24 protein-coding genes are annotated in these 26100 nt (G+C 71.6%); 14 read left to right on the top strand and 10 right to left on the bottom strand.

Annotation, left to right across the window (positions count from 1 at the left end):
• Positions 1-6: 6 nt before the first annotated feature.
• On the bottom strand, positions 7-870 hold the full coding sequence (locus ACGFR7_RS09055; RefSeq protein ID WP_393315106.1) for an alpha/beta fold hydrolase: 864 nt from the start codon (positions 868-870) through the stop codon (positions 7-9).
• A 152-nt stretch (positions 871-1022) separates the two neighbouring features.
• Here ACGFR7_RS09055 and ACGFR7_RS09050 point away from each other — a divergent pair, with 152 nt between their 5' ends.
• From ACGFR7_RS09050 to ACGFR7_RS09035, 4 genes are all read left to right on the top strand, one after another.
• The gene (locus ACGFR7_RS09050; RefSeq protein WP_393315103.1) at positions 1023-2537 is read left to right on the top strand and encodes an MFS transporter; all 1515 of its coding nucleotides are present in this window, start codon (positions 1023-1025) and stop codon (positions 2535-2537) included.
• Positions 2538-2717: 180 nt separating this feature from the next.
• Positions 2718-4514: a DEAD/DEAH box helicase gene (locus tag ACGFR7_RS09045; RefSeq protein ID WP_393315100.1), complete on the top strand. Its 1797-nt coding sequence runs from the start codon at positions 2718-2720 to the stop codon at positions 4512-4514.
• Between the two features lie 532 nt (positions 4515-5046).
• Positions 5047-5688, top strand: coding sequence for an IclR family transcriptional regulator (locus ACGFR7_RS09040; protein ID WP_129296128.1), 642 nt, complete (start codon positions 5047-5049; stop codon positions 5686-5688).
• A 149-nt stretch (positions 5689-5837) separates the two neighbouring features.
• The gene (locus ACGFR7_RS09035; RefSeq protein WP_393315096.1) at positions 5838-6617 is read left to right on the top strand and encodes a S16 family serine protease; all 780 of its coding nucleotides are present in this window, start codon (positions 5838-5840) and stop codon (positions 6615-6617) included.
• Positions 6618-6679: 62 nt separating this feature from the next.
• Here the strand turns inward: ACGFR7_RS09035 and ACGFR7_RS09030 are convergent, their stop codons facing one another.
• The 5 genes from ACGFR7_RS09030 to ACGFR7_RS09010 are packed head-to-tail and all read right to left on the bottom strand — an operon-like array spanning position 6680 to position 10930.
• Positions 6680-7693, bottom strand: a complete 1014-nt coding sequence (locus ACGFR7_RS09030) for a glycine betaine ABC transporter substrate-binding protein (protein ID WP_393315093.1) — start codon at positions 7691-7693, stop codon at positions 6680-6682.
• Positions 7690-8574: an ABC transporter permease gene (locus ACGFR7_RS09025; RefSeq protein WP_393315090.1), complete on the bottom strand. Its 885-nt coding sequence runs from the start codon at positions 8572-8574 to the stop codon at positions 7690-7692. Before ACGFR7_RS09025 ends, ACGFR7_RS09030 begins: the two co-directional genes overlap by 4 nt.
• Positions 8571-9809 (bottom strand): ABC transporter ATP-binding protein, encoded by a 1239-nt coding sequence (locus tag ACGFR7_RS09020; RefSeq protein ID WP_393315087.1) that lies wholly within the window; start codon positions 9807-9809, stop codon positions 8571-8573. The genes ACGFR7_RS09025 and ACGFR7_RS09020 overlap by 4 nt, the downstream gene beginning before the upstream one ends.
• Positions 9802-10449: an ABC transporter permease gene (locus tag ACGFR7_RS09015; protein ID WP_393315084.1), complete on the bottom strand. Its 648-nt coding sequence runs from the start codon at positions 10447-10449 to the stop codon at positions 9802-9804. Before ACGFR7_RS09015 ends, ACGFR7_RS09020 begins: the two co-directional genes overlap by 8 nt.
• A gap of 13 nt (positions 10450-10462) precedes the next feature.
• Positions 10463-10930 carry an Lrp/AsnC family transcriptional regulator gene (locus ACGFR7_RS09010; protein WP_086715635.1) on the bottom strand — a complete coding sequence of 156 codons (468 nt, stop codon included), beginning with the start codon at positions 10928-10930 and terminating at the stop codon, positions 10463-10465.
• 129 nt (positions 10931-11059) lie between these two features.
• On the opposite strand from ACGFR7_RS09010, the gene hppD reads away from it, so the two are divergent.
• The 6 genes from hppD (at position 11060) to ACGFR7_RS08980 (ending at position 16722) form a co-directional block, all read left to right on the top strand.
• Positions 11060-12214 (top strand): 4-hydroxyphenylpyruvate dioxygenase, encoded by a 1155-nt coding sequence (hppD, locus tag ACGFR7_RS09005; protein ID WP_393315081.1) that lies wholly within the window; start codon positions 11060-11062, stop codon positions 12212-12214.
• A gap of 209 nt (positions 12215-12423) precedes the next feature.
• Entirely contained in the window at positions 12424-13788 is a 1365-nt protein-coding gene (locus ACGFR7_RS09000) for an FAD-binding oxidoreductase (protein ID WP_393315079.1), read from the top strand.
• Entirely contained in the window at positions 13670-14545 is an 876-nt protein-coding gene (locus ACGFR7_RS08995) for a molybdopterin cofactor-binding domain-containing protein (RefSeq protein WP_393315076.1), read from the top strand. Before ACGFR7_RS09000 ends, ACGFR7_RS08995 begins: the two co-directional genes overlap by 119 nt.
• A gap of 8 nt (positions 14546-14553) precedes the next feature.
• On the top strand, positions 14554-14877 hold the full coding sequence (locus ACGFR7_RS08990) for a hypothetical protein (protein ID WP_311627953.1): 324 nt from the start codon (positions 14554-14556) through the stop codon (positions 14875-14877).
• A 9-nt stretch (positions 14878-14886) separates the two neighbouring features.
• A complete protein-coding gene (locus tag ACGFR7_RS08985; protein WP_393315073.1) occupies positions 14887-15180 on the top strand; it encodes a ribosomal protein L7/L12 in 294 nt (97 codons plus the stop codon).
• A gap of 96 nt (positions 15181-15276) precedes the next feature.
• Positions 15277-16722 carry a dihydrolipoyl dehydrogenase family protein gene (locus ACGFR7_RS08980; RefSeq protein WP_393315070.1) on the top strand — a complete coding sequence of 482 codons (1446 nt, stop codon included), beginning with the start codon at positions 15277-15279 and terminating at the stop codon, positions 16720-16722.
• A gap of 167 nt (positions 16723-16889) precedes the next feature.
• On the opposite strand, the gene ACGFR7_RS08975 is transcribed toward ACGFR7_RS08980, so the two are convergent.
• A complete protein-coding gene (locus tag ACGFR7_RS08975) occupies positions 16890-17375 on the bottom strand; it encodes an SsgA family sporulation/cell division regulator (protein WP_393315067.1) in 486 nt (161 codons plus the stop codon).
• 236 nt (positions 17376-17611) lie between these two features.
• Between ACGFR7_RS08975 and ACGFR7_RS08970 the strand changes: the two genes are divergently transcribed.
• A complete protein-coding gene (locus ACGFR7_RS08970) occupies positions 17612-19162 on the top strand; it encodes an RDD family protein (protein WP_393315064.1) in 1551 nt (516 codons plus the stop codon).
• A 94-nt stretch (positions 19163-19256) separates the two neighbouring features.
• Complete coding sequence (locus tag ACGFR7_RS08965; protein ID WP_393315061.1) at positions 19257-20093, top strand: RDD family protein; 837 nt, start codon at positions 19257-19259, stop codon at positions 20091-20093.
• A 141-nt stretch (positions 20094-20234) separates the two neighbouring features.
• Here the strand turns inward: ACGFR7_RS08965 and ACGFR7_RS08960 are convergent, their stop codons facing one another.
• Positions 20235-20597 (bottom strand): hypothetical protein, encoded by a 363-nt coding sequence (locus ACGFR7_RS08960; protein WP_393315058.1) that lies wholly within the window; start codon positions 20595-20597, stop codon positions 20235-20237.
• Positions 20598-20996: 399 nt separating this feature from the next.
• Here ACGFR7_RS08960 and ACGFR7_RS08955 point away from each other — a divergent pair, with 399 nt between their 5' ends.
• On the top strand, positions 20997-23387 hold the full coding sequence (locus ACGFR7_RS08955) for an immune inhibitor A domain-containing protein (RefSeq protein ID WP_393315055.1): 2391 nt from the start codon (positions 20997-20999) through the stop codon (positions 23385-23387).
• Between the two features lie 123 nt (positions 23388-23510).
• A complete protein-coding gene (locus ACGFR7_RS08950; protein ID WP_393315369.1) occupies positions 23511-23897 on the top strand; it encodes a hypothetical protein in 387 nt (128 codons plus the stop codon).
• Between the two features lie 67 nt (positions 23898-23964).
• Here the strand turns inward: ACGFR7_RS08950 and ACGFR7_RS08945 are convergent, their stop codons facing one another.
• On the bottom strand, positions 23965-24561 hold the full coding sequence (locus ACGFR7_RS08945) for an isochorismatase family protein (protein WP_393315052.1): 597 nt from the start codon (positions 24559-24561) through the stop codon (positions 23965-23967).
• Positions 24562-24720: 159 nt separating this feature from the next.
• Complete coding sequence (locus ACGFR7_RS08940; protein ID WP_393315049.1) at positions 24721-26049, bottom strand: nicotinate phosphoribosyltransferase; 1329 nt, start codon at positions 26047-26049, stop codon at positions 24721-24723.
• Between the last annotated feature and the right edge of the window lie 51 nt (positions 26050-26100).

The raw sequence follows: 26100 nt of genomic DNA, 5'->3' as shown, positions 1-26100 counted from the left end.
GGTCGCTCAGGCCGAGTGCAGGAACTCCTCCACCGCGGGACCGAACAGCTCCGGGGCGTCCACCCACGGGTAGTGGCCCACCTCGTGCAGTGGCCGGACCCGTGCGTCGGGGAAGGATTCGGCCACCAGCTCGCCCGCGCGCATGCCCGTCACCCCGTCGTGGTCACCGGTCACCACCAGCACCGGGCACCTCACCTCCGCCAGCCCCGATACCAGCGCCTCTCGCAGTTGCTCGTCCACGCCCTGCCAGAACCCGGCCCGCGGTACCGGACCCAACTGCGCGCCCTCGGTGGCGGCGTGGGCCCGCTGCGGCTCCTCCCACCGCCCGTAGGCCAGCGGCGCCGCGGCGAACAGCAGGGCCCGTACCTCGTCCATATCGGAGGTCTCGGCCAGTTGCCGCACCGCCGCCGAAGCCTCCGGCCACCACTGCTCGTGCTCTCGTGCGGCGAAAATCTCCCGTGCGTCGTCGGGGAGTTCGCCCTGCAGCCGGGAGCCGGGGCAGACGAGGACCAGCCGGGTGAGCCGCTGCGGGTGCCTCGCGGCGTACGCCTGGGCGACCGCGGCCCCCGCGTCGTGCGCGAGCAGGGCGAACCGCTCCAGGCCCAGGTGCGCGCGCAGGGCCTCGACATCCTCGGCGAGCTGCGGGAAGGCGTAGCGGGACGGGTCGGCGGCGGCCGGGGAGGCGCCGGTGCCGCGGCTGTCCAAAATGATCAGCTGCCGGTGTGTGCTCATCCCGCCGAGGTCGCCCAGATACGCGGCATCCCGTCCGGGGCCGCCGGCCAGACACACCAGGGGCGGCAGGGGCGAGTCGGCCGGGCCGAGCACGCTGTAGTGGAGCTCGGCATCGTCGTACGTGCGGAAGTGCGGCATAAGGACAGCTTGCCCGACGACGGGCGACGTACGGCCGGTCCGTGCCGTGTGGTGCCGGACCGCCCCCGGCTCCGCGGCGTAGGTCCTTCGGACGACGCGGTTCCCGTCTGCGGACAGGGGTACCGGCGTCGTACGGCCCTTACGCTGGCTCGATGACCGCTGATCGCCCCCGCCGCAGCGCCGAACCGTTCCCCGGTACCCGAACCGAGCTCGCCCCGCAGGCCGACGCCGCGGCCGGTGCCCCGGCCGACGCCGCGGCCGATACCGGCGGCATCCTCGGCCGGGCCCACCGCGCGCTCACCTTCGGCATCATCTCCGTCGTCTCGGTCGTCGCCTTCGAGGCGATCGCCGTGAACACCGCGATGCCGGTCGCCGCCCGCGCCCTGGACGGGATCGGCCTCTATGCCTTCGCGTTCTCCGCCTACTTCACGGCGAGCCTGTTCGCGATGGCGCTCGCGGGGGAGTGGAGCGACCGGCACGGACCGCTCGCGCCGCTGTTCGCCGGGATCGCCGCGTTCGGGGCGGGGCTGCTGGTCGCGGGCGGTGCGCAGAGCATGGGGATGTTCGTCGCGGGCCGCGGGGTGCAGGGCATCGGCGGCGGGATGGTGGTGGTCGCGCTGTATGTGGTGGTGGGCCGTGCCTACCCCGACCGGCTGCGTCCGTCGATCATGGCGGCGTTCTCGGCGGCCTGGGTGGTGCCGGTGATCGTGGGCCCGCTGGTGGCCGGGACCCTCACCGAACAGCTCGGCTGGCGCTGGGTCTTCCTCGCCATCCCGGCACTGATACTGCTGCCGCTCGCGGTGATGCTGCCCGCGCTGCGCAAGCTGCCCCGTACGCGTCCTGGCCCGGGCGGCGGCGCCCGCCAGGTCCTGGGCAACCGGCGCTGTCTGCTCGCGCTGGCCGCCGCCGTGGGCGCCTGCCTGCTGCAGTACGCGGGCCAGCATCCGGCCTGGTTCGCGCTGCTGCCCGCGGCCGCCGGGCTGGCCCTGCTGGTGCCGGGCATCGTGCGGCTGCTGCCGCGCGGCACGTTCCGCGCGGGGCGCGGTCTGCCGAGCGTCGTGCTGATGCGCGGTCTGGCCGCCGGGGCGCTGGTCGGCGCCGAGAGCTTCATCCCGCTGATGCTGGTCACCCAGCGCGGGCTGTCCCCCACCCTCGCCGGTCTCTCCCTCACCGGCGGCGGAGTGACCTGGGCGCTGGGCTCGTACGTCCAGAGCCGGCCCCGTCTGGAGCCGTACCGGGAGCGGCTGATGGGCCTGGGCATGGTGCTGCTGGCGGCGGCCATCGTGACGGTGCCGCTGGCGCTGCTCGACACGGTGCCCGTCGCGATCGTCGCGGTGGCCTGGACGGTCGGCGGGTTCGGCATGGGCCTGAACATCTCCAGCGGCGGCGTACTGCTGCTGAAGCTCTCCCGTCCCGAGGAGGCGGGCAGCAACTCCGCGTCCCTGCAGATGTCGGACGCGCTGGGGAACGTCACCTTCGTCGGGGTCAGCGGGGTGCTGTTCGCGGCCTTCGGCGGTGGCTCGATCGCGGCGGACGGGCCCGCGGCCGCGGCCGGCGCCGCCCCGGCGAGCCATCCGGCGGCCTTCGCGGCCGTGTTCGCGGCGATGGCGGTGGTGGCGCTGGCGGGCGCCGGGGTCACGAACCGGTTGCGGCCCAAACGGGCGTGAGGGCGTCGGGCCGAGGCCCGGTCACCGGCCCGACCTGCCACCTCACCCCCATCCGGGCCGGCCGGCGAATGTGACCTCGGTCCCACCCCGGGGTGAGCCGGTGCCGTAACCCCGGAGCGTGAACCGGCGCACGGGTAGGCTGACGCGGTTGCCGATCGCCGAGTTCAGCCGACGGAGACCGTGACTACCACCACCAGCGCCACCAATAACCATCACCTGTCCCCGGCCTTCCCGGGACGGGCCCCTTGGGGTACCGCGAACAAGCTGCGTGCCTGGCAGCAGGCGGCCATGGACCGCTACATCCAGGCACAGCCGAGAGACTTCCTCGCCGTCGCGACACCCGGAGCCGGCAAGACGACGTTCGCGCTCACGCTCGCCTCGTGGATGCTGCACCACCACGTCGTGCAGCAGGTGACGGTCGTGGCACCGACCGAGCATCTGAAGAAGCAGTGGGCGGAGGCGGCGGCACGGATAGGGATCAAGCTCGACCCGGAGTACAGCGCGGGGCCGCTGGGCCGCGAGTACCACGGCGTCGCGATCACCTATGCCGGTGTGGGCGTACGGCCCATGCTGCACCGCAACCGGATCGAGCAGCGCAAGACGCTGGTGATCCTCGACGAGATCCACCACGCCGGTGACTCGAAGTCCTGGGGCGAGGCGTGCCTGGAGGCGTTCGAGCCCGCCACCCGGCGGCTCGCGCTGACCGGTACGCCCTTCCGGTCCGACACCAACCCGATCCCGTTCGTGACGTACGAGGAGGGCAACGACGGCATCCGCCGCTCCTCCGCCGACTACACGTACGGCTACGGCAACGCGCTCGGCGACGGCGTCGTCCGGCCGGTCATCTTCCTCTCCTACAGCGGCAATATGCGCTGGCGGACCAAGGCGGGCGACGAGATCGCGGCCCGGCTCGGCGAGCCGATGACGAAGGACGCGGTCTCGCAGGCCTGGCGTACCGCGCTGGATCCGCGCGGCGAGTGGATGCCCAATGTGCTGCGCGCCGCCGACCAGCGGCTGAGCGAGGTCCGCAAGTCCATCCCGGACGCCGGGGCGCTGGTGATCGCCTCCGACCAGGAGCAGGCGCGGGCATACGCCAAGCTGATCCGGGAGATCACCGGGGAGGGCGCCACGCTGGTGCTGTCCGACGACTCCGGGGCCTCGCAGCGCATCGACGACTTCGCGCACTCCCACGACCGCTGGATGGTCGCGGTCCGCATGGTGTCCGAGGGCGTCGACGTGCCGCGGCTGGCGGTCGGGGTGTACGCCACCACGATCTCGACGCCGCTGTTCTTCGCGCAGGCCGTGGGCCGTTTCGTGCGGTCCCGTAAGCGCGGCGAGACCGCCTCCGTCTTCCTGCCCACCGTCCCGATGCTGCTCGGCTTCGCCAACGAGATGGAGGTCGAGCGCGACCACGTCCTCGACAAGCCGAAGAAGGACGGCGAGGAAGACCCGTACGCCGAGTCCGAGAAGGAGATGGACGAGGCGAACAAGGAGCAGGACGAGGACACCGGCGAGCAGGAGCAGTTCTCGTTCGAGGCGCTGGAGTCGGAGGCGGTCTTCGACCGGGTGCTCTACGACGGTGCCGAGTTCGGGATGCAGGCCCACGCGGGCAGCGAGGAGGAGCAGGACTACCTCGGCATCCCCGGGCTGCTGGAGCCCGACCAGGTGCAGATGCTGCTCCAGAAGCGGCAGGCCCGGCAGATCGCGCACAGCAAGAAGCGGCCGGACGAGGAGGCCGACCTGCTGGAGCTGCCGGCCGAGCGGCGCCCCGTGGTCACGCACAAGGAGCTGCTGGAGCTCAGGAAGCAGCTGAACACGCTGGTGGGGGCGTACGTCCACCAGAGCGGAAAGCCGCATGGCGTGATCCACACCGAGCTGCGGAGGGTGTGCGGCGGGCCGCCGAGCGCGGAGGCCACCGCCGGGCAGCTGGGTGAGCGGATCAAGAAGGTACGGGAGTGGGCCACGCGGATGAAGTGAGTCCGCCCGGGGCCTGAGGGGGCTGAGCGGTCTGTGAGGCCTGTGGGGCCTGTGGGGCCTGTGGTCTGTGACCCGTGGCCTTCTGGCCTGTGACCCGTGGTATGTGAACCGCAGGGCCCGTGGGTTGGGGGGCGGTGTGCCGGTTGTGTGCGGCGCGCCGCCCCCCCGCCGTCGTTTCCGGCGCGGCGCACGTACCCCTCCCGCCGTCGTTTCCGGCGCGGCGTGCCGGAGCCGGCGGCGGCCGCGCCCGTCGCTTTTGCCCATACCGCCCGAACGCTCCTGTAGCCCTACCTGAAACACCGCGGGCCGTTCTGGACGGACCTACGGGGATATTCCGGGCGGGAAAGCCCGGATTCTGGACGGACTCTTCCGCTCACCGGACTGGCTCGCTACTGTCCCGGTCACGCACACGCCCCGTGGCAGCGCCGCCGCGGAGCGCAGCCGGTGCCATGCGGCCGGCGGCCTCTAGCGCGCGCTGCTCGGGACTCGCAGCGCGTCGCGTCCGAGGGCCGCCACTCACCCAGGAGGCGTCGTGACCGCAGAGACCTCCCAGACTCTCGACCGAGGGCTGCGCGTCCTCAAACTGCTTGCCGACACCGACCACGGCCTGACCGTCACCGAGCTCTCCCACAAGCTCGGCGTCAACCGCACCGTGGTCTACCGTCTGCTGGCCACGCTGGAGCAGCACGCTCTGGTCCGCCGCGATCTGGGGGGCCGCGCCCGGGTCGGCCTGGGCGTGCTGCGCCTGGGACGGCAGGTGCATCCGCTGGTCAGGGAGGCCGCGCTGCCCGCGCTGCGGTCGCTCGCCGAGGACGTGGGGGCCACCGCGCATCTCACCCTCGTCGACGGCACGGAGGCGCTGGCCGTCGCCGTGGTGGAGCCGACCTGGACCGATTACCACGTGGCCTACCGGGCGGGATTCCGTCATCCGCTGGACCGGGGTGCCGCCGGGCGGGCCATCCTCAAGGCCCGGCAGGGCCGCCTCCAGGACGCCGGACTAGCCCTGACCCACGGGGAGTTGGAGGCCGGGGCGAGCGGCGCGGCGGCACCGCTGCTCGGGGTGAGCGGCATCGAGGGCAGCGTGGGCGTGGTGATGCTCGCGGACACCGTCTCCGAGCGGATCGGGCCGCGGGTGGTCGACGCGGCCCGGGAGGTGTCGGAGGCGCTGCGCTGAGGCCTGGTGCCCGTCTTCGAGGAAACCTGGTGCCCGGCTTCGAAGTAAGGGGACGGCCGAGGCCACAGGGTGTGAAGGGGCGGTGGCCGTGTGGTGAGGCCGCAGCGCCTCACGGCCCTGGTGGTGCGGGGGTCAATTAGGCTGGCGGGGTGTCCTCACGCACCCGTGCCCTGGCGTTCTGCTCCGCCCTTGTCCTGGCCCTCGTCCTCACGGCGGTCCTCGCCCCGCTGCCGTTCGCTGTCGCCTATCCCGGCATGACGGCGAACGTCCTGGGCAACGACAAGGGCAAGCCGGTGATCACCATCACCGGCGCCGGGACCCGTAAGACGAGCGGACAGCTGCGGATGACCTCGATCGTGGCCACCGGACCGGACGCCTCCGTCCACCTGCCGGACATCATCGAGGGCTGGTTCCGTACGGACGAGGCCGTGATGCCGCGGGAGGCGGTCTACCCGGTGGGCAACAACACCGAGGAGATCGCCGAGCACAACGCGCAGCAGATGGAGCAGTCGCAGGACACCGCCACCAGCGCCGCGCTCGGGCAGCTCGGCAAGTCCGCCAAGGACATCAAGGTCAAGCTGAGCCTTGCGGACGTCGGCGGTCCGAGCGCCGGGCTGATGTTCGCCCTCGGCATCGTCGACAAGCTGGACGGCGACGGCGCGGGCCACGACCTGACCGGCGGGCGCAAGATCGCCGGTACGGGGACCATCACCGCCGGCGGGAAGGTCGGCGCGGTGGGCGGGGTCCCGCTGAAGACGCAGGCCGCACACCGGGACGGCGCCTCGGTCTTCCTGGTCCCGCGCAAGGAGTGCACCGATGCGCGGGCGGAGCTGCCGAAGGGGATGCGGCTGATCCCGGTCACGACGCTCGACGGCGCGGTGGACGCCCTGAAGGCCCTGCGGACCGGGGGCAGGCTGCCCAGCTGCTGAGCGGCCCCACCGCCCCGCCGCGGGCCGTCCGCGTCAGCCCGTCCGCGTCACGCTCCCGCGTCTCACCCCTCCTTGATGAACCCCTCCCGGATCAGCCAGTCCTTCGCGACCTCGTGCGGGTCCTGGCCGTCCACGTCGACCTTGCGGTTGAGCTCCTGGGCGACGGTGTTGTTGAGGGCCTTGGTGACCGGGGCCAGGACCTTGGCCATCGCCGGGTACTTCTTCAGGGCCTCGGCGTTGATCTCGGGAGCGACGTTGTAGTTGGGGAAGAAGTGCTTGTCGTCGGCGAGGACGTGCAGATGCATCGCCTTGATCCGGCCGTCGGTGGTGAAGACCTCGCCGAACGCACAGGTGCCCTTCTGCGTCTCGGTGTAGACGACGCCGCCGGTCATCTTGCGGATGTTGCCGGAGGGCACGTTCATGCCGTACGCCCGCGCCATGCCCGGCAGGCCGTCGTTGCGGGTGGCGAACTCGTTCTCCACGCACATCGTCACGGCCCCGGGGTTCTTGTGCGACAGCGCCGCGACCTGCGAGAGGTTGTGCACCCGCAGCTTCTTCTGGTTGGCGGTGTTCAGCGCCAGTGCGTAGGTGTTGTTCAGGGTCGAGGCCGGCAGCCAGACGATGCCGTTCTTCCGGTCCTCGTCGCGGACCGCCTTCCACTGCTGCTGCGGGTCGACGATCGGCTTGGTGTGGCCGAGGTAAGTGATCCAGCCGGTGCCGGTGTACTCGTACGCGGCGTCCGCCGTGCCGGACTTGACGGCCTCCCGGGCGCCGATCGAGCCCTGGATGCTGGTCTTGTCGATGACCTTGGCGCCGGCCGCCTCGAAGATGATGCCCATCATCTGGCCGAGGACGATCTGCTCGGTGAACTCCTTCGAGGTCACGGTCAGCTGTGCTCCGGTGAGCGGGCGGCCCGGGTAGCCGGCCTTCGGCCCCGGCAGCACGCTGTCGCTCATCGCACTGCCGCTGACCAGGCCGCATGAGCTGAGCACGGTGGCGAGCAGGGTGACGAGGAAGCGGGCGCCCCGGCGCCTTCCGGGGCGGCCGTGCGGGGCCGGACGCGGGTGGATCCTCATGCCGTCGCCTCCAGTCCGCGCGGCCGCAGCAGCAGTTCGGCCAGCGACGCCAGCCATTCGACCAGCAGGGCCAGCGCCACGGTGAGCACCGAACCGAGGATCAGTACGGGCATGCGCTGGGTGACGATGCCCGCCGAGATCAGGTCACCGAGGCCGCCGCCCCCGCCGAAGGTGGCCAGCGTCGCGGTGCCGACGTTCAGCACCAGCGCGGTGCGGACACCGGCCAGGATCAGCGGTACGGCCAGGGGGAGCTCGACCTTGGTCAGCACACCCGTGGGGGACATCCCGATGCCGCGTGCGGCCTCCGTCAGCGTCGGCTCGATGCCGCGCAGCCCGGCGATGGTGTTGGCGAGGACCGGCAGCACGGCGTAGATGACCATGCCGACGATCGCCGAACGGGGCCCGATGCCCAGCCAGATCACCAGCAGGATCAGCAGACCCAGCGCCGGGACGGCCTGCCCGAGGTTGGCGAAGGCCATGGCGATGGGGGTGGCCCGGCGCAGCTTGGAGCGGGTCAGCGCGATGCCCAGCGGGATCGCGATGATCAGCACGAAGAAGGTGGAGATCGCGGTGAGCTCGATGTGCTGCTGCAGCGCCAGCCAGACCTTGCCGTTGTCGACCGCCTGGTGGGCGATGGAGTCCAGGCGGGCGCCGCGGAACCACAGCCAGGTGGCGAGCAGCGCGAGGACCAGGAAGACCGGCATGAAGGTCCACTTCTGCCAGCTGATCCGGCGCCGGCCCTTGGCGGCGGACGGGACCGGCGCCTCACCGGCCGCCCCCTCCCGCTCCCGCATCTCGACGTCGTCGCGCAGGGCGAAGGCCTCGTGGTCGCCCGTCGGGCGCTCACCGTGGTGCGGGCTGCTCCCGTCGCGGGGGCTCATGCCTCCATGCCTTCCTGTTCCAGCTGCGTCTGGCGGGCGCGCAGATCCTGGAGCTGGTGCTGGTGCTCCAGGGCCTCCATCCGGTCCGCCTCCAGCAGTTCCTGGACGTTGTTCATCAGCGTCTCCATGTCGACCACGCCGATGTACTCGCCGCGCCGCCCGGTGACCGCGACCCGGCCCGCACTGTCGGTGAGCACCGCCTCCAGCGCGTCGCGCAGCGTCGCATCCCGGGTCACGGTGTGCTGGACCGGCGTCCCGGCCCGGGCCAGCGACTCCTTGGCCAGGGCCAGATCGCCGCGGCGCAGCCATTTGTACGGGCGGCGGTTGGGGTCCAGCAGCAGCAGTTCGTTGTGGGAGCCGGCGCGCACCCGGTCGAAGATGGACTCCAGCGGGTCATCGGTCCTGGCGGTGGGGAAGTCGACCACGCCCACGTCCCGTACCCGGGTCAGGTTCAGCCGCTTGAGCGCCGCCCCGGCGCCCACGAAGCCGGAGACGAAGTCGTCGGACGGGTTGGTGAGGATGGCTTCGGGGGTGTCGAACTGGGCGATGTGCGAGCGCTCGCGGAGCACCGCGATCCGGTCGCCGATCTTGATGGCCTCGTCGAAGTCGTGGGTGACGAAGCAGATGGTCTTGTGCAGCTCGTGCTGGAGCCGGATCAGCTCGTCCTGGAGGTGGTCGCGGGTGATCGGGTCGACGGCGCCGAACGGCTCGTCCATCAGCAGGACGGGCGGGTCGGCGGCGAGGGCACGGGCCACCCCGACGCGCTGCTGCTGGCCGCCGGAGAGCTGGCGCGGATAGCGGCCGTGGAACTCGCGCGGGTCCAGGCCGACCAGGTCGAGCATTTCCTCGACCCGGTTTTTGATCTTCGACTGGGACCAGCCGATCATCTTCGGGACCAGGGCGATGTTCTGGGCGACGGTCATGTGCGGGAAGAGGCCGGACGCCTGGATGGCGTAGCCGATCTTGCGGCGCAGCTTGACCGGGTCCATGTCGGTGACGTCCTCGTCGCCGATCCGGATCCGCCCGGAACTCGGCTCGATCAGCCGGTTGATCATCTTCAGGGTGGTGGACTTGCCGCAGCCCGAGGGCCCCACGAGGATCACGATCTCGCCGGCCTTGATCTCCATGTTGACGTTGTCCACCGCGGGAACGGGGTTCCCCGGATAGATCTTCGTCAGGTTCTCCAGCTGGATGCTCGCGCCGGAGGCGGCAGCGGTCTCGGGCGTCTCAGGCACGGATCCCCCTGGAGATGGTCAGGCGTCCGATCAGGACGTAGGCGGCGTCGAAGAGAAGAGCGAGGATGGCGATCCCGAGGGTGCCGGAGAGCACCTGGTTGAGGGAGTTGGCGCTGCCCAGCGAGGCGATCCCGCGGAAGATCTCGTTGCCCAGGCCGGGGCCGGAGGCGAACGCGGCGATCGCCGCGATGCCCATCAGCATCTGGGTGGCGACCCGGATGCCGGTGAGGATGGGCGGCCAGGCCAGCGGCAGTTCGACGCGGAAGAGCCGGGCGGTGCGGGACATCCCGATGCCGTTGGCCGCGTCGATCAGGTCCGGGTCCACCCCGCGCAGCCCGACGATGGCGTTGCGGACCACCGGCAGGAGTCCGTACAGGGTCAGCGCGATCACCGTCGGGGGGACGCCCAGGCCGACGATCGGGATCAGCAGACCGATCAGGGCCAGGGACGGGATGGTCAGGATGGTGGCGGTCGAGGTGGTGGCGAGGTTGCCCGCCCATTCGCTGCGGTAGGTCACCACGGCGATGAAGACGCCCAGCAGGGTGGCGAGCACCATGCACTGGAAGACGGCACTGGCGTGCTGATACGTGTCCGTCAGCAGCTGGGCGTGCCGGGTGCCGACGTACTCCCAGAAGCTCACTCGGTCTCCTCGGTCAGTCTGCCGATGCCTGTTTCACCAGCGGGACGATCCGCAACGGAACCGGATTTTCCATGACGATTGCCGTTGATGCCCGCACGATCCCATCAAAGCCCACAACCCGGTCGATCACCCGCTGCAGATCGGCGTTGGACCGGGCGACAAGCCTGCAGAGCATGTCCCCATGTCCGGTCGTTGTATGCAGCTCCAGCACCTCGGGAACGGTCGTCAAGTGGGCACGTACGTCGTTTCCTTGCCCTTGTTTGATCTCCAGCGTCGCGAATGCGGTCACCGGATATCCGAGAGCCGCCGGGTCCACATCCGGTCCGAAGCCCCGGATCACTCCATTTGACTGAAGCCGGTCGAGCCTGGCCTGGACCGTCCCGCGGGCCACCCCCAGCCGCCGGGACGCCTCCAGGACCCCGATCCGCGGCTCCTCGGCGAGCAGTTCCAGCAGTGCCCCGTCCAAATGATCGATCGCCATCGTTCGCACCGCCCTTGGTGATGGTCATCATGTACAGATAGCCGGGCGACTTCGCCCTTGCGCTATACATACTGCCCAGAAGATTCGCGAACTATTGCGCATCTTGTGGATCGGGGGGACTCTGCGGGCATGGCAGACACCACGATGCACACGCAGCCCCTCGCCCCCGACACGGCCCGGCAGGCGGACCCCTTCCCGGTCAAGGGGATGGACGCGGTCGTCTTCGCCGTCGGGAACGCCAAGCAGGCCGCGCACTACTATTCGACCGCCTTCGGGATGCGGCGCGTCGCCTACTCGGGCCCGGAGAACGGCAGCCGCGAGACCGCGAGTTATGTGCTCGAATCCGGCGGCGCCCGGTTCGTGTTCACCTCCGTCATCAAGCCCACGACCGAGTGGGGCCGTTTCCTCGCCGACCATGTCGCGGCGCACGGCGACGGCGTCATCGACCTCGCCATCGAGGTCCCGGACGCCCGCGCCGCCTACGAGCACGCCGTCGCCCAGGGCGCCACCGGCCTGGAGAAGCCCCACGAGGTCCGGGACGAGCACGGCACCGTCGTCCTGGCGGCCATCGCCACCTACGGCAAGACCCGGCACACCCTCGTCGAGCGCTCCGGCTACGACGGCCCCTACCTGCCCGGCTTCGTGGCCGCCGAGCCCCTGGTGGAGACCGGCCCGCGGCGCTTCCAGGCCATCGACCACTGCGTCGGCAACGTCGAACTCGGCAAGATGAACGAGTGGGTGGCCTTCTACAACAACGTCATGGGCTTCACCAACATGAAGGAGTTCGTGGGCGACGACATCGCCACCGAGTACAGCGCGCTGATGTCGAAGGTCGTCGCGGACGGCACGCTCAAGGTCAAGTTCCCGATCAACGAGCCCGCGATCGCGAAGAAGAAGTCGCAGATCGACGAGTACCTGGAGTTCTACGGCGGCCCCGGTGTCCAGCACATCGCGCTGGCCACCAATGACATCGTCGCCAGTGTCCGGGCGATGCGGGCCGCCGGCGTCGAATTCCTCAACACTCCCGACTCCTACTACGACACCCTCGGTGAGTGGGCCGGCGAGACCCGGGTGCCCGTGGAGACGCTCCGCGAGCTGAAGATCCTGGTCGACCGCGACGAGGACGGCTATCTGCTGCAGATCTTCACCAAGCCGGTCCAGGACCGGCCGACCGTGTTCTTCGAAATGATCGAGCGGCACGGCTCCATGGGCTTCGGCAAGGGCAACTTCAAGGCGCTCTTCGAGGCGATCGAGCGGGAGCAGGAGCGGCGCGGCAACCTCTGATCCTGGCGGCGGGGCGGTGCGCCTGAGCCCGGCGGCGGGGCGGTGCGCCCACGGCGGGCGGTGGGTGACGGGTGCGGGCCCTGTGGCCCGCACCCTCCCGTCGGCCGGCGGCTGTCCGTAGCGTCTCGGTGTGCGCCGGGGCGTCGGTCGGTGGCGTCCGGGCCCTCGGTGATCTTCCGTGCGGGGGCCGCGAGTGCGAGGCTGGTTCCATGGACCTCATCGCACGTCTGCGCGCCGGGCTCCCGGGGGAAGCGATCCTCACCGACCCCGATGTGACCGGCTCCTACGCCAACGACATGGCGAGCTTCTGCGACGCCGGGACGCCCGCCGTGGTCGTGCTGCCGCGCACCGTCGAGCAGGTCCGGCACGTCATGCGGACGGCCACGGAACTGCGGGTCCCGGTCGTCCCGCAGGGCGCGCGCACGGGCCTGTCGGGCGCCGCCAACGCCTCCGACGGCTGCATCGTGCTCTCGCTGGTCAAGATGGACCGCATCATCGAGATCAATCCCGTCGACCGGATCGCGGTGGTCGAACCCGGCGTCATCAACGCCGTGCTGTCCCGTGCGGTGAACGAGCACGGCCTCTACTACCCACCCGACCCCTCCAGTTGGGAGCAGTGCTCGATCGGCGGGAACATCGGCACCGCCTCCGGCGGCCTGTGCTGCGTCAAATACGGGGTCACCGCCGAGTACGTCCTCGGCCTGGACGTCGTCCTCGCCGACGGGCGGCTGCTGACGACCGGCCGGCGCACCGCCAAGGGCGTCGCCGGCTATGACCTCACCCGGCTGTTCGTCGGCTCCGAGGGCAGCCTGGGCATCGTCGTACGCGCCGTTCTCGCGCTCAAGCCGGAGCCGCCCGGGCAGCTGGCGCTGGCCGCCGAGTTCCCCTCCACCGCGGCCGCCTGCGAGGCGGTCTGCGAGATCATGGCCCGCGGCCACGCCCCGTCGCTGCTGGAGCTGATGGACCGTACGAGCATCCGCGCGGTCAACGAGATGGCGCAGATGGGCCTCCCGGACAGCACCGAGGCGCTGCTGCTGGCCGCCTTCGACACCCCCGATCCGGCTGCCGACCTCGCCGCCGTCGGTGCGCTGTGCACCGCCGCGGGCGCCACCGAGGTGGTGCCGGCCGAGACCGCCGCCGAGTCCGACCTGCTGCTGCAGGCCCGCCGGCTGACCCTGACCGCGCTGGAGCGGGTCAAATCCGCCACGATGATCGACGATGTGTGCGTACCGCGCTCCCGGCTCGCCGAACTGCTCGACGGCACCGCCGCCATCGCCGAGAAGTACGACCTGACCATCGGTGTCTGCGCGCACGCGGGGGACGGCAACACCCACCCCACCGTCTGCTTCGACGCCGCGGACCCCGACGAGTCCCGCCGGGCCAGGGAGTCCTTCGACGCCATCATGGCGCTCGGCCTGCAACTGGGCGGCACCATCACCGGTGAGCACGGCGTCGGTGTCCTCAAGAAGGAGTGGCTGGTGCGCGAACTGGGGCCGGTGGGCGTGGAGTTGCAGCGCGGCATCAAGGGCGTCTTCGACCCGCTGGGAATCCTCAACCCCGGAAAGCTCTTCTGACGCACTTGACGCAAGTGAAGTACGGGAAGCGCGGGAAGCCCCGAGACCGCCCCGCCGACCGAACACCTCTGCGAGGCCTGGGTCACGCTCGGCGACGACCTCGTGTACGAAGTGGCCGCCGGCCCGCCGGCCCGCCGGCCCGTCGGCCCGTCGGCCCGTCGGCACCGTCGAATTCGGCGAGGGCACCTCGACCGCGCATGTCCAGATCGCGGCGAACCAGCTGGGCACGACGCCGTCGCGGATCCGCCTGGTGCAGTCCGACACCGACCGCACGGGATTCGACACGGGCGGCTTCGCGAGCGCGGGCCTGTTCGTGGCGGGCAACGCGGTGCTCCGCGCGGCCCATGCCGTGCGCGACCGCGTCCTGGAATCCGCCGCCGCCCACACGGGCGAACACCTCGTGATGTGCCAGATGGACGACGGGAGTGTCCGCTGCGGTGAGCGGCGGGTGCCGTTGGCGGAGCTCGCCGCCGCCGCCCGGGCGCGCGGCATCCGGTTCACCGCCGCCCGGGCGTGCGGCATCCGGTTCACCGCCGCCCGCAAGGCCTACGGCTCGCCCCGCAGCGTCACCGCCAATACGCAGGGGTTTTGTATCGCCGTCCACCGGATGACGGGGGAGATCCGCATCCTCTGCAGCGTCCAGGCCACCGATGCCGCCGTCCTCATCAACCCCGCGCAGGTCAGGGGACAGGTGGAGGGCGGTGTCGCCCAGGCCCGGCCGGGACCCGGATGTACAGGGCAGGGGAATGACGGTTGACTTCACCCATGACGATCAACGATCCGCACAGATCCGGCGAGGGCATGGTCACCTTCCGGGTGACCGGGAAGGGTGTCGACGACCTCACCTACGCCGTTCAGGCGCCGGGCGACTCCGGGGGTGAACAGCAGGTGGTCCGGCCCGAGTTGCCGTGGTTCGTGGTGACCGACGCGCGGGGCGTGGGCGCGATGCCGATGCTCACCCTCACCCTCGAAGGGCCGGACGCCTATGCCGAATGCGAAATCCTCACGGACGGCGCACCGGCCGTCCGGGGCAGTGTGCACGGCCCCGCGGCGACTGCCGTGTTCATGGCACGCGCCGCTGCCTCGTAGAGTTCCGGAATGGATTACGCACCCCTCATAGCAGCAGTTTTCCTCCTCATCGGTTCCTCCGGCTTCGCCAGGGCGAGTGATCTGCGGGCCAAGCGGCAGGACCTGAGGCTCCAGCGGCTGGAGCGCAAGGTGGACCTGCTGCTCGCGCAGGCCGGGATCTGTGAGCCGGAGGACCCCAGGATGGCCGAGCTGGACGCCCTGCTGGCCCAGGGCAAGAAGATCCAGGCGATCAAGGTGCACCGCGAGGTGACCGGTTCCGGACTCGCCGAGGCCAAGGAAGCGGTCGAACGCCGGATGCGCTGACGGCCCGTTGGGCAGAGGATGGCCGGAAGGACCCGCCGGGCCCGCCGGCCCTCACGTCCACGGGCCCCCTCACGCCCACGCAGGAAGCGAGAGCCGATGGCAGCGACCGAAGCGACCCAAGCCGCTGATGAGGCGTATGACGTCATCGTGCTGGGGGCGGGGCCGACCGGTGAGAACGTCGCCGACCGGGCGCACGCCGCCGGGCTGAGCGCGGTGGTCGTGGAGAGCGAACTGGTCGGCGGCGAATGCTCCTACTGGGCGTGTATGCCCAGCAAGGCCCTGCTGCGCCCGGTCGTCGCCCGTGCCGAGGCGCGCCGGGTCCCCGGTCTCAAGGAAGCCGCGGACGTGCCCCTGGACGTGCCGGCGGTGCTCGCCCACCGCGACGAGTTCACCTCCTACTGGAAGGACGACGGACAGGTCCGCTGGCTGGACTCGTCCGGCATCGACCTGGTGCGCGGCCACGGCCGGCTGGCCGGACCCCGGCGGGTGGTCGTCGACGGCGGGCGGGTGCTCACCGCGCGGCACGCGGTCGCGGTGTGCACCGGCAGCCGCCCGGTGCTGCCCCCCGTCCCCGGGCTCGCCGAGGCCAGGCCCTGGACCAGCCGCGAGGCCACCAGCGCCAAGGCCGTGCCGGGCCGTCTGGTGGTGGTCGGCGGCGGCGTGGTGGGCGTCGAGATGGCCACCGCCTGGCGGGCCCTGGGCTCCTCCGTGACGCTGCTGGTACGCGGCGACGGGCTGCTGCCCCGTATGGAGCCGTTCGCCGGCCACCTGGTCGCCGAATCGCTCGCGGAGGCCGGGGTCTTCCTGCGGACCGGCGTCGCGGTCCGCGAGGTGCGCCGGGAAGCCCCGGGCGGCCCGGTCACCGTCCTGCTGGACTCCGGAGACGAGATCGTCGCCGACGAGCTGCTGATCGCCACGGGCCGGACCCCGCGCACCGAGGACATCGGCCTGGACACGGTCGGCCTGACCCCCGGCTCCTGGCTGGACGTCGACGACAGCCTCCGGGTGACGGGCGTGACCGGCGGCTGGCTCTACGGCGTCGGCGACGTCAACCACCGCGCCCTCCTGACCCACCAGGGCAAATACCAGGCCAGGATCGCCGGTGCCGCCATCTCCGCGCGCGCCCGGGGCGTCCCGATCCTGGAGTCCGACCGCTGGGGCGCGCACGCCGCCACCGCCGACCATCTCGCCGTCCCGCAGGTCGTCTTCACCGACCCCGAAGCCGCCTCGGTGGGCCTGACCGCCGCAGCCGCGGAGCAGGCCGGGTACCGCACCCGGGTGATCGACCAGGACCTGGCGGCCGTCGCCGGGGCGTCCCTGTACGCGGACGGCTACCGCGGCCGGGCGCGGATGGTCGTCGACCTGGACCGTGAAGTGCTGCTCGGCGCCACCTTCGTCGGCTCCGGGATCGCGGAGCTCCTGCACTCCGCGACGGTCGCCGTGGCCGGTGAGGTCCCCCTCGAGCGGCTGTGGCACGCGGTGCCCTCCTACCCGACGATCAGCGAGGTGTGGCTGCGGCTGCTGGAGGCCTACCGCGGCTGAGCGCGGCGCCGTACCCCGTCCGGCCGCCGCATCCCGCCCGACCGCCGCGCCCCGTCCAACTGCCGCACCCCGTCCCACCGCCGCGCCGGGCCGCGGCGGTCGGGCGCCGCCCGCACCCGGCCCCGGCTCGTGACGGCCGGGCCACCCGGCAGCAGCTCCGCCACCCGTTACGCCCCGGGCCCGGGGAACTCGTCCGAGGGCCGGGGGCCGCCCGGCCGCGGCTCCTCCGTCGCCTCCGTCGGCGCCATGGCGAGCAGATCACTCAGTCCTTTGTCGAGGTCCAGATGCCCCCGCTCGGACCCCGGCGGCACCACCCGCAACGTGCGTTCCAGCCATGCGGAGACCGCGGGGGCCGGGGTCTCCAGCAGCGCCCGGCCGTCCGGCGAGTCCAGCTCGATGCAGACCAGGCTGCGCCCGTCGAGCTTGGTCGGCCACACCCGCACATCGCCGTCGCCGCACGGCCGGAAAACGCCCTCGACGAGCAGTTCGCGGGCGAAGGTCCACCGGACCGGGGTGTGGGAACCGATATGAAACGTGACATGGACGGCGTACGGGTCGTCCGTCCGGTACGTCAGCCGGGCCGGCACCGGAACACTCCGCTCCGGTGACAGGACCAGGCCCAGCTCCAGCTCTCGCTCCACCACGGTGTGCATGACGTCCGCCTCTCTTCGCGCCCCGCGGGCACCCGGTACCGGGCCCGCGTAGTGGAAGAGGCGCAAGGCGCCGGACCATTACACGACTTCGTACAACTTTTTTCCCGCGCCTCTTCCAGGTGGTCGTGGGCGGGCATGGGTATGACGGCAACCGGGGTCTGATAGATGTGGACGCCGCGTTGCGGCAGACTGCACCCCACACCCACCAGGCCGAGTACAGATACGGGACTTCGGACATGAGCGCCCCTACCTCAGGATCCGCCGGCGGTAGCCCTACGCCAGGCTTCTACCCGGACCCGTCCATCCCCGGCTACATCCGGTACTGGAACGGTGCCGCATGGGTGCCGGGCACCAGCCGGCCCGCCCCCGCCGAGGGCGAGGCGATGCCCGCACCGCCGCCCGGCGTGGCCCCGCCCGCTTCCCCCGCCGTCGAGGAGACCGGACCGGTCTTCTTCGACGAGGAAGGGGCGGGCGGCTCCGCGGTGCCGGCCGTACGCCAGAGCGGCGAGGTCGAGACCCGCCCCGCCACCGGCTGGGACGACCCGGCCCGGCTGCACGGCACCGGCCCCGAACCGGCGGCCTCCTGGCAGGCCGATGCCTCCCGGCAGGCCGGCTACGGCGCCGAGACCGACCGCCGGATCTCCTGGGGCTCACCGGACCAGGCGCCCGCCGGTAGTCCGTCAAGCGCCGCTCCCTGGGGCGGGGTGCCGCCGCAGCGCGAGCAGGGAGGCGCCGAGGCCCCGGCCGGCGAGGCGCCCGGCGCGTCCTCGCCGGCCCGCCCCGAGGGCCCGTCCGACGGGACGGTCGCCATCCGGGCCGTGAACCCGGCCGCCCGCCGCGGCAACAACTCCGCGGACCAGGGCACCACCGCGATCCGTGCGGTACGGCCCGGCACCGCACAGCCCGCCAAGGGCGGCGAGACCATGGCGATCCGGGTCGCGGGCGGCGGCCGTACCCCGTCCGCCGCGCCCGGTGACGGCTCCCCGCAGTCGCTGCCCTCCGTCGGCGACCGGCAACAGGGCCGCCCGGCGCCGCAGCAGGAGCCGAGCCCCGCCCCGCAGAACCAGGCCGCCCCGCAGAACCAGGCCCCGCAGCACCAGGCTTCCCCGAGCCCCGCACCCGCCCCGCAGAGCCCGGCGCAGACCCCCGGCCCGCAGGCTTCCGCCCCCTCGGCCGGCCTCCCGGCGCAGGGCGGTGCCGCACCGGCCGGATCCGGCGCACCGGGCGCCGACGCCGACGGCGTCATCCCCTGGAAGCCGCCGGCCGCCGCCGATCCCTTCTCGGCTCTGGCCCAGGCCGCACAGGGCCACCCGGCCGGCCTCGGCCGCAGGCTGGCGGCCCGGCTGATCGACACGCTGGTGCTGGGGGCGCTCACCGCCGCGGTGGCCGTTCCCCTGTGGGGCACCGTCACGGACCACATCGACGCCAAGGTCGAGGCGGCCAAGCAGTCCGGCCGCCAGATGACGGTCTATCTGGTCGACGGCACCACCCTCCCGGTCTTCGCCACGATCCTGGCCGTCCTGCTGCTCGGCGGTGCGCTCTACGAGGCGCTGCCGACCCTCAAGTGGGGCCGCACCCTGGGCAAGAAGCTGTGCGGCGTACGGGTCCTCGACATCGAGAGCCACGACACCCCGGCCCTCGGCGCGGCGCTGCGGCGCTGGTTCGTCTACAGCGTGCTCGGCGTGCTCGTCGTCGGTGTGCTGAACGTCCTGTGGTGCCTGTTCGACCGGCCGTGGCGCCAGTGCTGGCACGACAAGGTCGCGCGGACGTTCGTGGCCGCCGGCTGAGGCTCCCGGGCCGGGCCGCCCGCCCGGCCGGTTGCCGTCCCCCGAACGGACTTGGCCGGATGCGGCGGGCGGCGACAAGGGGTCGACTCGGGCCATGAGTACCGACCAGCCCCGGCCCGGTTCCGGTGAGCCGCCGGAGGACGACCCGTTCCTGAAGAAGCCGCAGGAGCCCCCGGCGGGCGGCGCTCCCCGTAACAGCTCGCCCCGTGAGAACGGCGCCCCTCGCAACCACGCTCCGCGCGGCAACGGTACGGGCGGCAACGGTACGGGCACCGGTGAAGGCGGCGCGCCGCCCCCGGGAGGCCAGCCGCCTCCGGGTGGCACCCCGCCCCCGGGCGGCACCCCGCCGCCGGGAGGTACCCCACCGCCCTACGCGGGCGCCCCGTACGGCAGCGGCCCGTATGCCGGCGACCCCTACGGCGGGCAGCCCGGTCCGGCCGACCCGCTGGCCGGTATGCCGCCGTTGGCGAACCGCGGGCGCCGACTCGTGGCACGCATCATCGACGCGATCATCATCGGGGTACCGGTATCCGTGATCATGACGCTGATCGTCGGCGGGGTGGACTACTTCAGTACCGACAGCGTGGAGGCCGGCAGGCAGTCGACGGTATCGGGCGTCACCATGCTGGCGTATCTCATCTACGAAGGGCTGATGCTCTCCAGCCGCGGCCAGACCCTCGGCAAGATGGCGATGAAGATCCGGGTGGCGATGCTCTCCAACGGCTCGATCCCCACCGCGCAGGCGGGCTGGACCCGGGCCGCGGTCTATACGCTGCCGGAGATCGTGCCGTGCTGCGGCTTCATCTTCTGGCTGGTCAACGTCCTGTGGTGCACCTGGGACCAGCCGTATCACCAGTGTCTGCACGACAAGGCGGCGAAGACCGTGGTGGTGTCCACACAGCCCCGGAACCAGACCCAGCCCCAGACGTAGACGGCTGAAGCCCGCTCGGCGTGAGCGTCCGCTGCGGCGTGAGTGCTCGCCCCGGCGTAACCGGCCGCCTCAGCGTGAGTGCCCGCCCCGGCGTAACCGGCCGCCTCAGCGCGAATGCCCGCCTCAGCGTGAGTGCCCGCCTCAGCGTGAGTGCTCGCCGATCCGGGTGTCCGTGGCGGCGGCAGCCGGTTCGGCGAGGCGGCCCCAGGGGGCGTGGGGGGACGACGCCGCCACGGGCCTGCGGTGCTCGGGCGGCGTCGGTACGGCCTTCAACGGGGCGGGCGCGGCGGGCGTCTCGCGTCGCAGGAGATGCCGGCGGACCACCCGCGGTACCCCGGGCATCGGGACCGTCATGGCGACCAGCAGTCCGAGCCCGAGCCCGGCGATGGCGATGACCGCGACCCCGACCCCGGTCTGCGTCTGCGAGAGCAGCAGCATCGCGAGGGTGGAGAGAAAGACGGTGGCCGAACCGTAGGCGAGCTGTGCGGGGGTCGGACGAGGCATGGCGGGATCCGTCCTCGGAGGGTCGGCAGGGGGTGTCGGTCAAGGGCGCGCCATCAAACGAGCCTACGGTCCTTACTTCCCGAACGGAACGCCAGGTAAGCGTGACCTAACCCACGGTCCCGGTGCACAGGGGGCGCACAACACCGGCGCCCGTGCGAATGTCCCCTGCCGTCATGGCTGTTGGGGGCGGGGGCGCATGCCCGGCGGGCATATACACCGGGTCTCTGCCGGGCGGGGGAGCACCCGCAGCGATGCTTCCGCGCGGTGTCCGATAGCCGTAACTGGCGAGCCGAGTAACGTACTTCGCTGACGTGCCCAAGTCAAGATCTGTCTTTTTCCCCGTACTTCCGGTCGAATGCCGTCGAACAGTGACCGGTTCGAAGGGGAGGACAGCGCCAAGTGAGAGACAACAGAACGGTGTTCAGATCGGCCGCCCTGGCCACGGCAATCGCCGCGATCGGGGCGGCCGCTTTGTCTTCGGGGGTGGCCGCGGCCGACGCGCAGGGACCGTCGCCCGTGGCCAGGCGCCATGACCCGGCCCCCGAGCGGACCGTGGACCACGACCTCAAGGGGCCCTTCAGCGACCGGCAGGCGGCCGAGCGCAAGGAAGCGCTCCAGCAGGTCATCTCCGGTGACGCCAAGGCGACCGTGCGGGGCGGTTCCAAGGTCGTCAAGCTCGGCAAGAGCAAGTACGTCGAGCTCGCCCGGCAGAAGACCGACAAGATCTTCACCATCCTCGTGGACTTCGGCGACAAGGTCGACGACACCACGATGTACGACCCCGACGGCGACGGCCCCAAGCCGCCGGTGAAGAAGTACGGCGGCGACCCCGGCCCGGCGCACAACAAGATAGCCAAGCCGGACCGTGCCACGGACAACAGCACGGCCTGGCAGAAGGACTTCAACCAGAAGCACTTCCAGGACCTCTACTTCTCGCACGACAAGAAGAAGCAGTCGCTGGCCAAGTACTACGAGAAGCAGTCCTCGGGCCGCTACTCGGTCCAGGGCGAGGTCTCCGACTGGGTCAAGGTGGACGCGAACGAGGCCCGCTACGGCTCCAACTACTGCGGCCAGACCAACTGCGCCAGCGCCTGGGACCTGATCCGCGACGGCGTCAACCAGTGGGCCAAGGACCAGAAGGCCAAGGGCCGCACCGACGCCCAGATCAAGGCCGACCTGGCCAAGTACGACCAGTGGGACCGCTACGACCACGACGGCGACGGCAACTTCAACGAGCCCGACGGGTACATCGACCACTTCCAGATCGTGCACGCCGGCGAGGACGAGTCCGCGGGCGGCGGCGTCCAGAAGACCAACGCCATCTGGGCGCACCGCTGGTACGCCTACGGCACCGATGCCGGCAAGACCGGTCCGGGCGCCAACAAGGCGGGCGGCACCCAGATCGGCGACACCGGGATCTGGGTCGGCGACTACACCATGCAGCCGGAGAACGGCGGACTCGGCGTCTTCGCCCACGAGTACGGCCATGACCTGGGCCTGCCGGACGAGTACGACACCACCGGCACCGGCGAGTCCTCGGTGGACTTCTGGTCGCTGATGTCGGGCGGCTCCTGGCTCGGTACCGGCAAGGACTCCATCGGCGACCTGCCCGGCGACATGAGCGCCTGGGACAAGCTGCAGCTGGGCTGGCTCAACTACGGCAAGGCGAAGGCCGCCAAGAAGTCCAGCCACAAGCTGGGCGTCGCCGAGTACAACACCAAGAACAAGCAGGCGGTGGTCGTCGAACTGCCCGCCAAGAAGGTCAAGACCGACATCGTCGCGCCCGCGGAGGGCTCCCACCAGTGGTGGAGCGACATGGGCAACGACCTCAAGAACACCATGACCCGGCCGGTGGACCTCACCGGCAAGTCCAAGGCGGCGCTGACGCTCAAGGGCTGGTGGGACATCGAGAAGGACTACGACTTCCTCTACGCCGAGGTCTCCACCGACGGCGGCAGCAACTGGACGGCGCTGGACGGCACCGCCGGCGGCAAGGCCATCCCGCGCGACGGCAGCGACAAGCCCGCCCTGACCGGCACCGTCGCCGCCTACCAGGACCTCGCCTACCCGCTGGACGCCTACGCGGGCAAGAAGATCGACCTGCGCTTCCGCTACCAGACCGACGGCGGCGCGGCGCAGAAGGGCTTCGCGGCCGACAGCATCGGCGTCACCGCCGACGGCAAGGCGCTCTTCAGCGACAACGCCGAGACCGGCGACAACGGCTGGACCAGCAAGGGCTTCTCGCGCATCGGCGCGTCCTTCACCAAGGACTACGCGCAGTACTACCTCGCCGAGAACCGCCAGTACGTGTCGTACGACAAGACCCTCAAGGTCGGCCCGTACAACTTCGGCTGGACCACCGCCAAGCCGGGCTGGGTGGAGCACTTCCCGTACCAGAACGGCGTGCTGATCTGGCTGTGGGACACCTCGCAGCCGGACAACAACGTCGGCCAGCACCCCGGCTACGGGCAGATCCTGCCGGTCGACGCGCACCCCAAGGCCGAGCGCTGGAGTGACGGCAAGCTGATGCGCAACCGCTTCCAGTCCTACGACTCGACCTTCACGCGCTACCGGACCGACGCCCTGGCCCTCCACAAGGACGGCAAGCGGGTCACGATCAAGTCGAAGCCGGGCGTGACGCTCTTCGACGACCGGCACGGCGTCTACTACGACAAGGCGAACCCGACCGGTGGTGTGATCGTCCCTGACACCAACACCCGGATCAAGATCGCCAAGGAGGCCCGGGACGGCTCCTCGGTGACGCTTCAGGTTGGCCCTGCCGGTAAGTAAAAGGTAAAACCGCAGGTCAAGAGCTGTGTGGCCGCCGCCCCCTAGCGGGCGGCGGCCGATTCGCGTTTAGATGCGTTCTACAGTTCCTTGTTGACGCGAAGTCTCACGGGGGGAGATATGACGATGTCCGGTGGCGGTTTCACCAGGCTTCCCGGCGGAAGCGTGGTGGTTGCCCTGTCGCTGCCCAGGCCGCCCCACGGGGCCCGGGGCGGCCTGTACGACTGCGGTTGCCGGGTGCGGGTCCTGGTCCATGCCGTGAACCGCCAGCGCGCCCTGACCAGGCTGCGCAACCTCGGGCTGCGGGCCGTCTACCTGCGCGGCAACACCGAGCCGCCCACGCCCGACGAGGTCACGGCCGTCCTGCACCATCCGGACGGCCTGGTCTGGCGCGAGGCCCCGGAGGACGACACCGAGTCCTGGCACCCGATACGGGCGCTGCTGCGGAACCCGGCCCGCCCGCTGCGGGAGGAGGGCCCGGACGACGACGAGCGCCCGGCATCGGCCGCCTGACCGTGCCCCGCGGGCGGCCGAGGGGCGTGCCGTGCGGATCGCCCCGGGCTGCTCCCCGCGGCGCGCCCTAGCCGCCGAGGACCACCGGCTTGCCGGTCAGCTCGGCACCGGCCGCCCGCAGCTCCTCCAGCGCCCGCTCGGTGGTGTGCGCGGCCACCCCGGCGGTCAGGTTCAGCAGGACATGGGTGCGCAGCCCGGCGCGGAGCGCGTCCAGCGTGGTGGCACGGACACAGTGATCGGTGGCGATGCCGACCACGTCGACCTCGCTGACGCGGTGCGCGTGCAGCCAGTCCGCGAGCGGCGTGCCGTTCTCGTCCGCGCCCTCGAAGCCGCTGTAGGCGCCGGTGTGGGCGCCCTTGTCGAAGACCGCGTCGATGGCGCCGGAGGCGAGCGCCGGGGCGAAATTGGGGTGGAAGCCGCTGCCTTCCGTGCCGGCCACGCAGTGCACCGGCCAGGAGGTCTCGTAGTCGGGGGTGGCGGAGAAGTGGTCGCCGGGATCGATGTGGTGGTCCCGGGTGGCCACGACATGGCGGTAGCAGCCGCCGGCCGCCTGGCCGATCAGATCGGTGATCGCCGCCGCCACATCCGCACCTCCCGCCACCGCGAGGCTGCCGCCCTCGCAGAAGTCGTTCTGCACATCAACGACGATCAATGCCCGGTGCATGGTGCGTGCCTTCCGGCTGGAATCGGGGAGGGGCGCGGAGCGGTGGTGTGACCGAGGGTAGCCACTGGAGTGGGATTGCGGGAGTGGTGCGGAGCTGGGCAGTGCGGCGGGGGCCGGGCGGTGGCGCACTCCGCCCCCCCCGCGCGCCGCACGCACTCGTCAGACGTACTCGGTCGCCAGCACGGGCTCGCCGCGGGAGAGCTGGGTCGCCGACAGCGGCAGCCGGTCGCGGGCGGCGATGTGCCGGTCGCGGGCGGCATCCAGCGGCTCACGGGCCACCACCGTGCCGGCGCTCACCAGCGGCACCAGCAGCTGCCGGTCGGCCAGCTCCGCCGGGACCGGACCGGTGCCGATGACCTCGGCGGTGGCCACACCGTCCTCGTCGAGCCGGCGCGCGGCCCATTTGCGGCCGCCGAGCGAGCTCTTGGCGCCCATCGACTTCTTCGCGACCGGCCGCAGCGGGGCGCCGGGCTCCTCGCTGTCGGCGCGGGCGACCAGCTTGTAGACCATCGAGCAGGTCGGGTGGCCGCTGCCGGTCACCAGCTGGGTACCGACGCCGTACGCGTCCACCGGCGCGGCGGCCAGCGAGGCGATGGCGTACTCGTCCAGATCGCTGGTGACCACGATCTTGGTCTTGGTGGCGCCCAGCTCGTCGAGCTGCTGGCGCACCCGGTGGGCGATCAGCAGCAGATCGCCGGAGTCGATCCGGACGGCGCCGAGACCGGGTCCTGCCACCTCCACCGCGGTGCGCACCGCCTCGGCGACATCGAAGGTGTCCACGAGCAGGGTCGTCCCGCCGCCCAGGCTGTCGACCTGCGCGGTGAAGGCGTCCCGCTCGGTGTCGTGGAGCAGGGTGAAGGCGTGCGCGCTGGTGCCGACGGTGGGGATGCCGTAGCGGAAGCCGGCCGCCAGGTCGGAGGTGGTGTGGAAGCCGCCGACGTAGGCGGCGCGGGACGCGGCCACCGCGCCGAGCTCATGGGTGCGCCGGGCGCCCATCTCCATCAGCGGGCGCGCGCCCGCCGCCACCGACATCCGGGAGGCGGCCGCGGCCACCGCGGAGTCGTGGTTGAGGATCGAGAGGATCACCGTCTCCAGGAGGACCGCCTCGGCGAAGGTGCCCTCGACCCGCATGAGGGGGGAGCCGGGGAAGTAGACCTCGCCCTCCGGGTAGCCCCAGATGTCGCCGCGGAAGCGGTAGTCGGCCAGCCACGCCAGCGTCGGCTCGTCGAGGATGGCGCGCTCGCGCAGGAAGCCGAGGATCGTCTCGTCGAAGCGGAAGTTCTCCACCGCGTCCAGCACCCGGCCCGTGCCGCCCACCACGCCGTAGCGGCGGCCCTCGGGAAGCCGGCGGGTGAAGACCTCGAAGACCGACCGCCGGTCCGCGGTGCCGGACCGCAACGCGGCCTGCAGCATGGTGAGTTCGTACTGGTCGGTGAAGAGCGCAGTCGACGGCACGGCCACCGGCAGCCCCAGGTCTGCTGTGTTCATGGGGGAGATGCTACCCCTCATACTCGTCACTTTGACGATAGTGCTCCGGGA

Origin of the sequence: Streptomyces sp. NPDC048516, from assembly GCF_043199875.1 — a bacterium.
GTDB lineage: Bacteria > Actinomycetota > Actinomycetes > Streptomycetales > Streptomycetaceae > Streptomyces.
The sequence above is the reverse complement of the archived record's forward strand: the minus strand, read 5'-3'. Positions and strand labels throughout refer to the sequence as shown.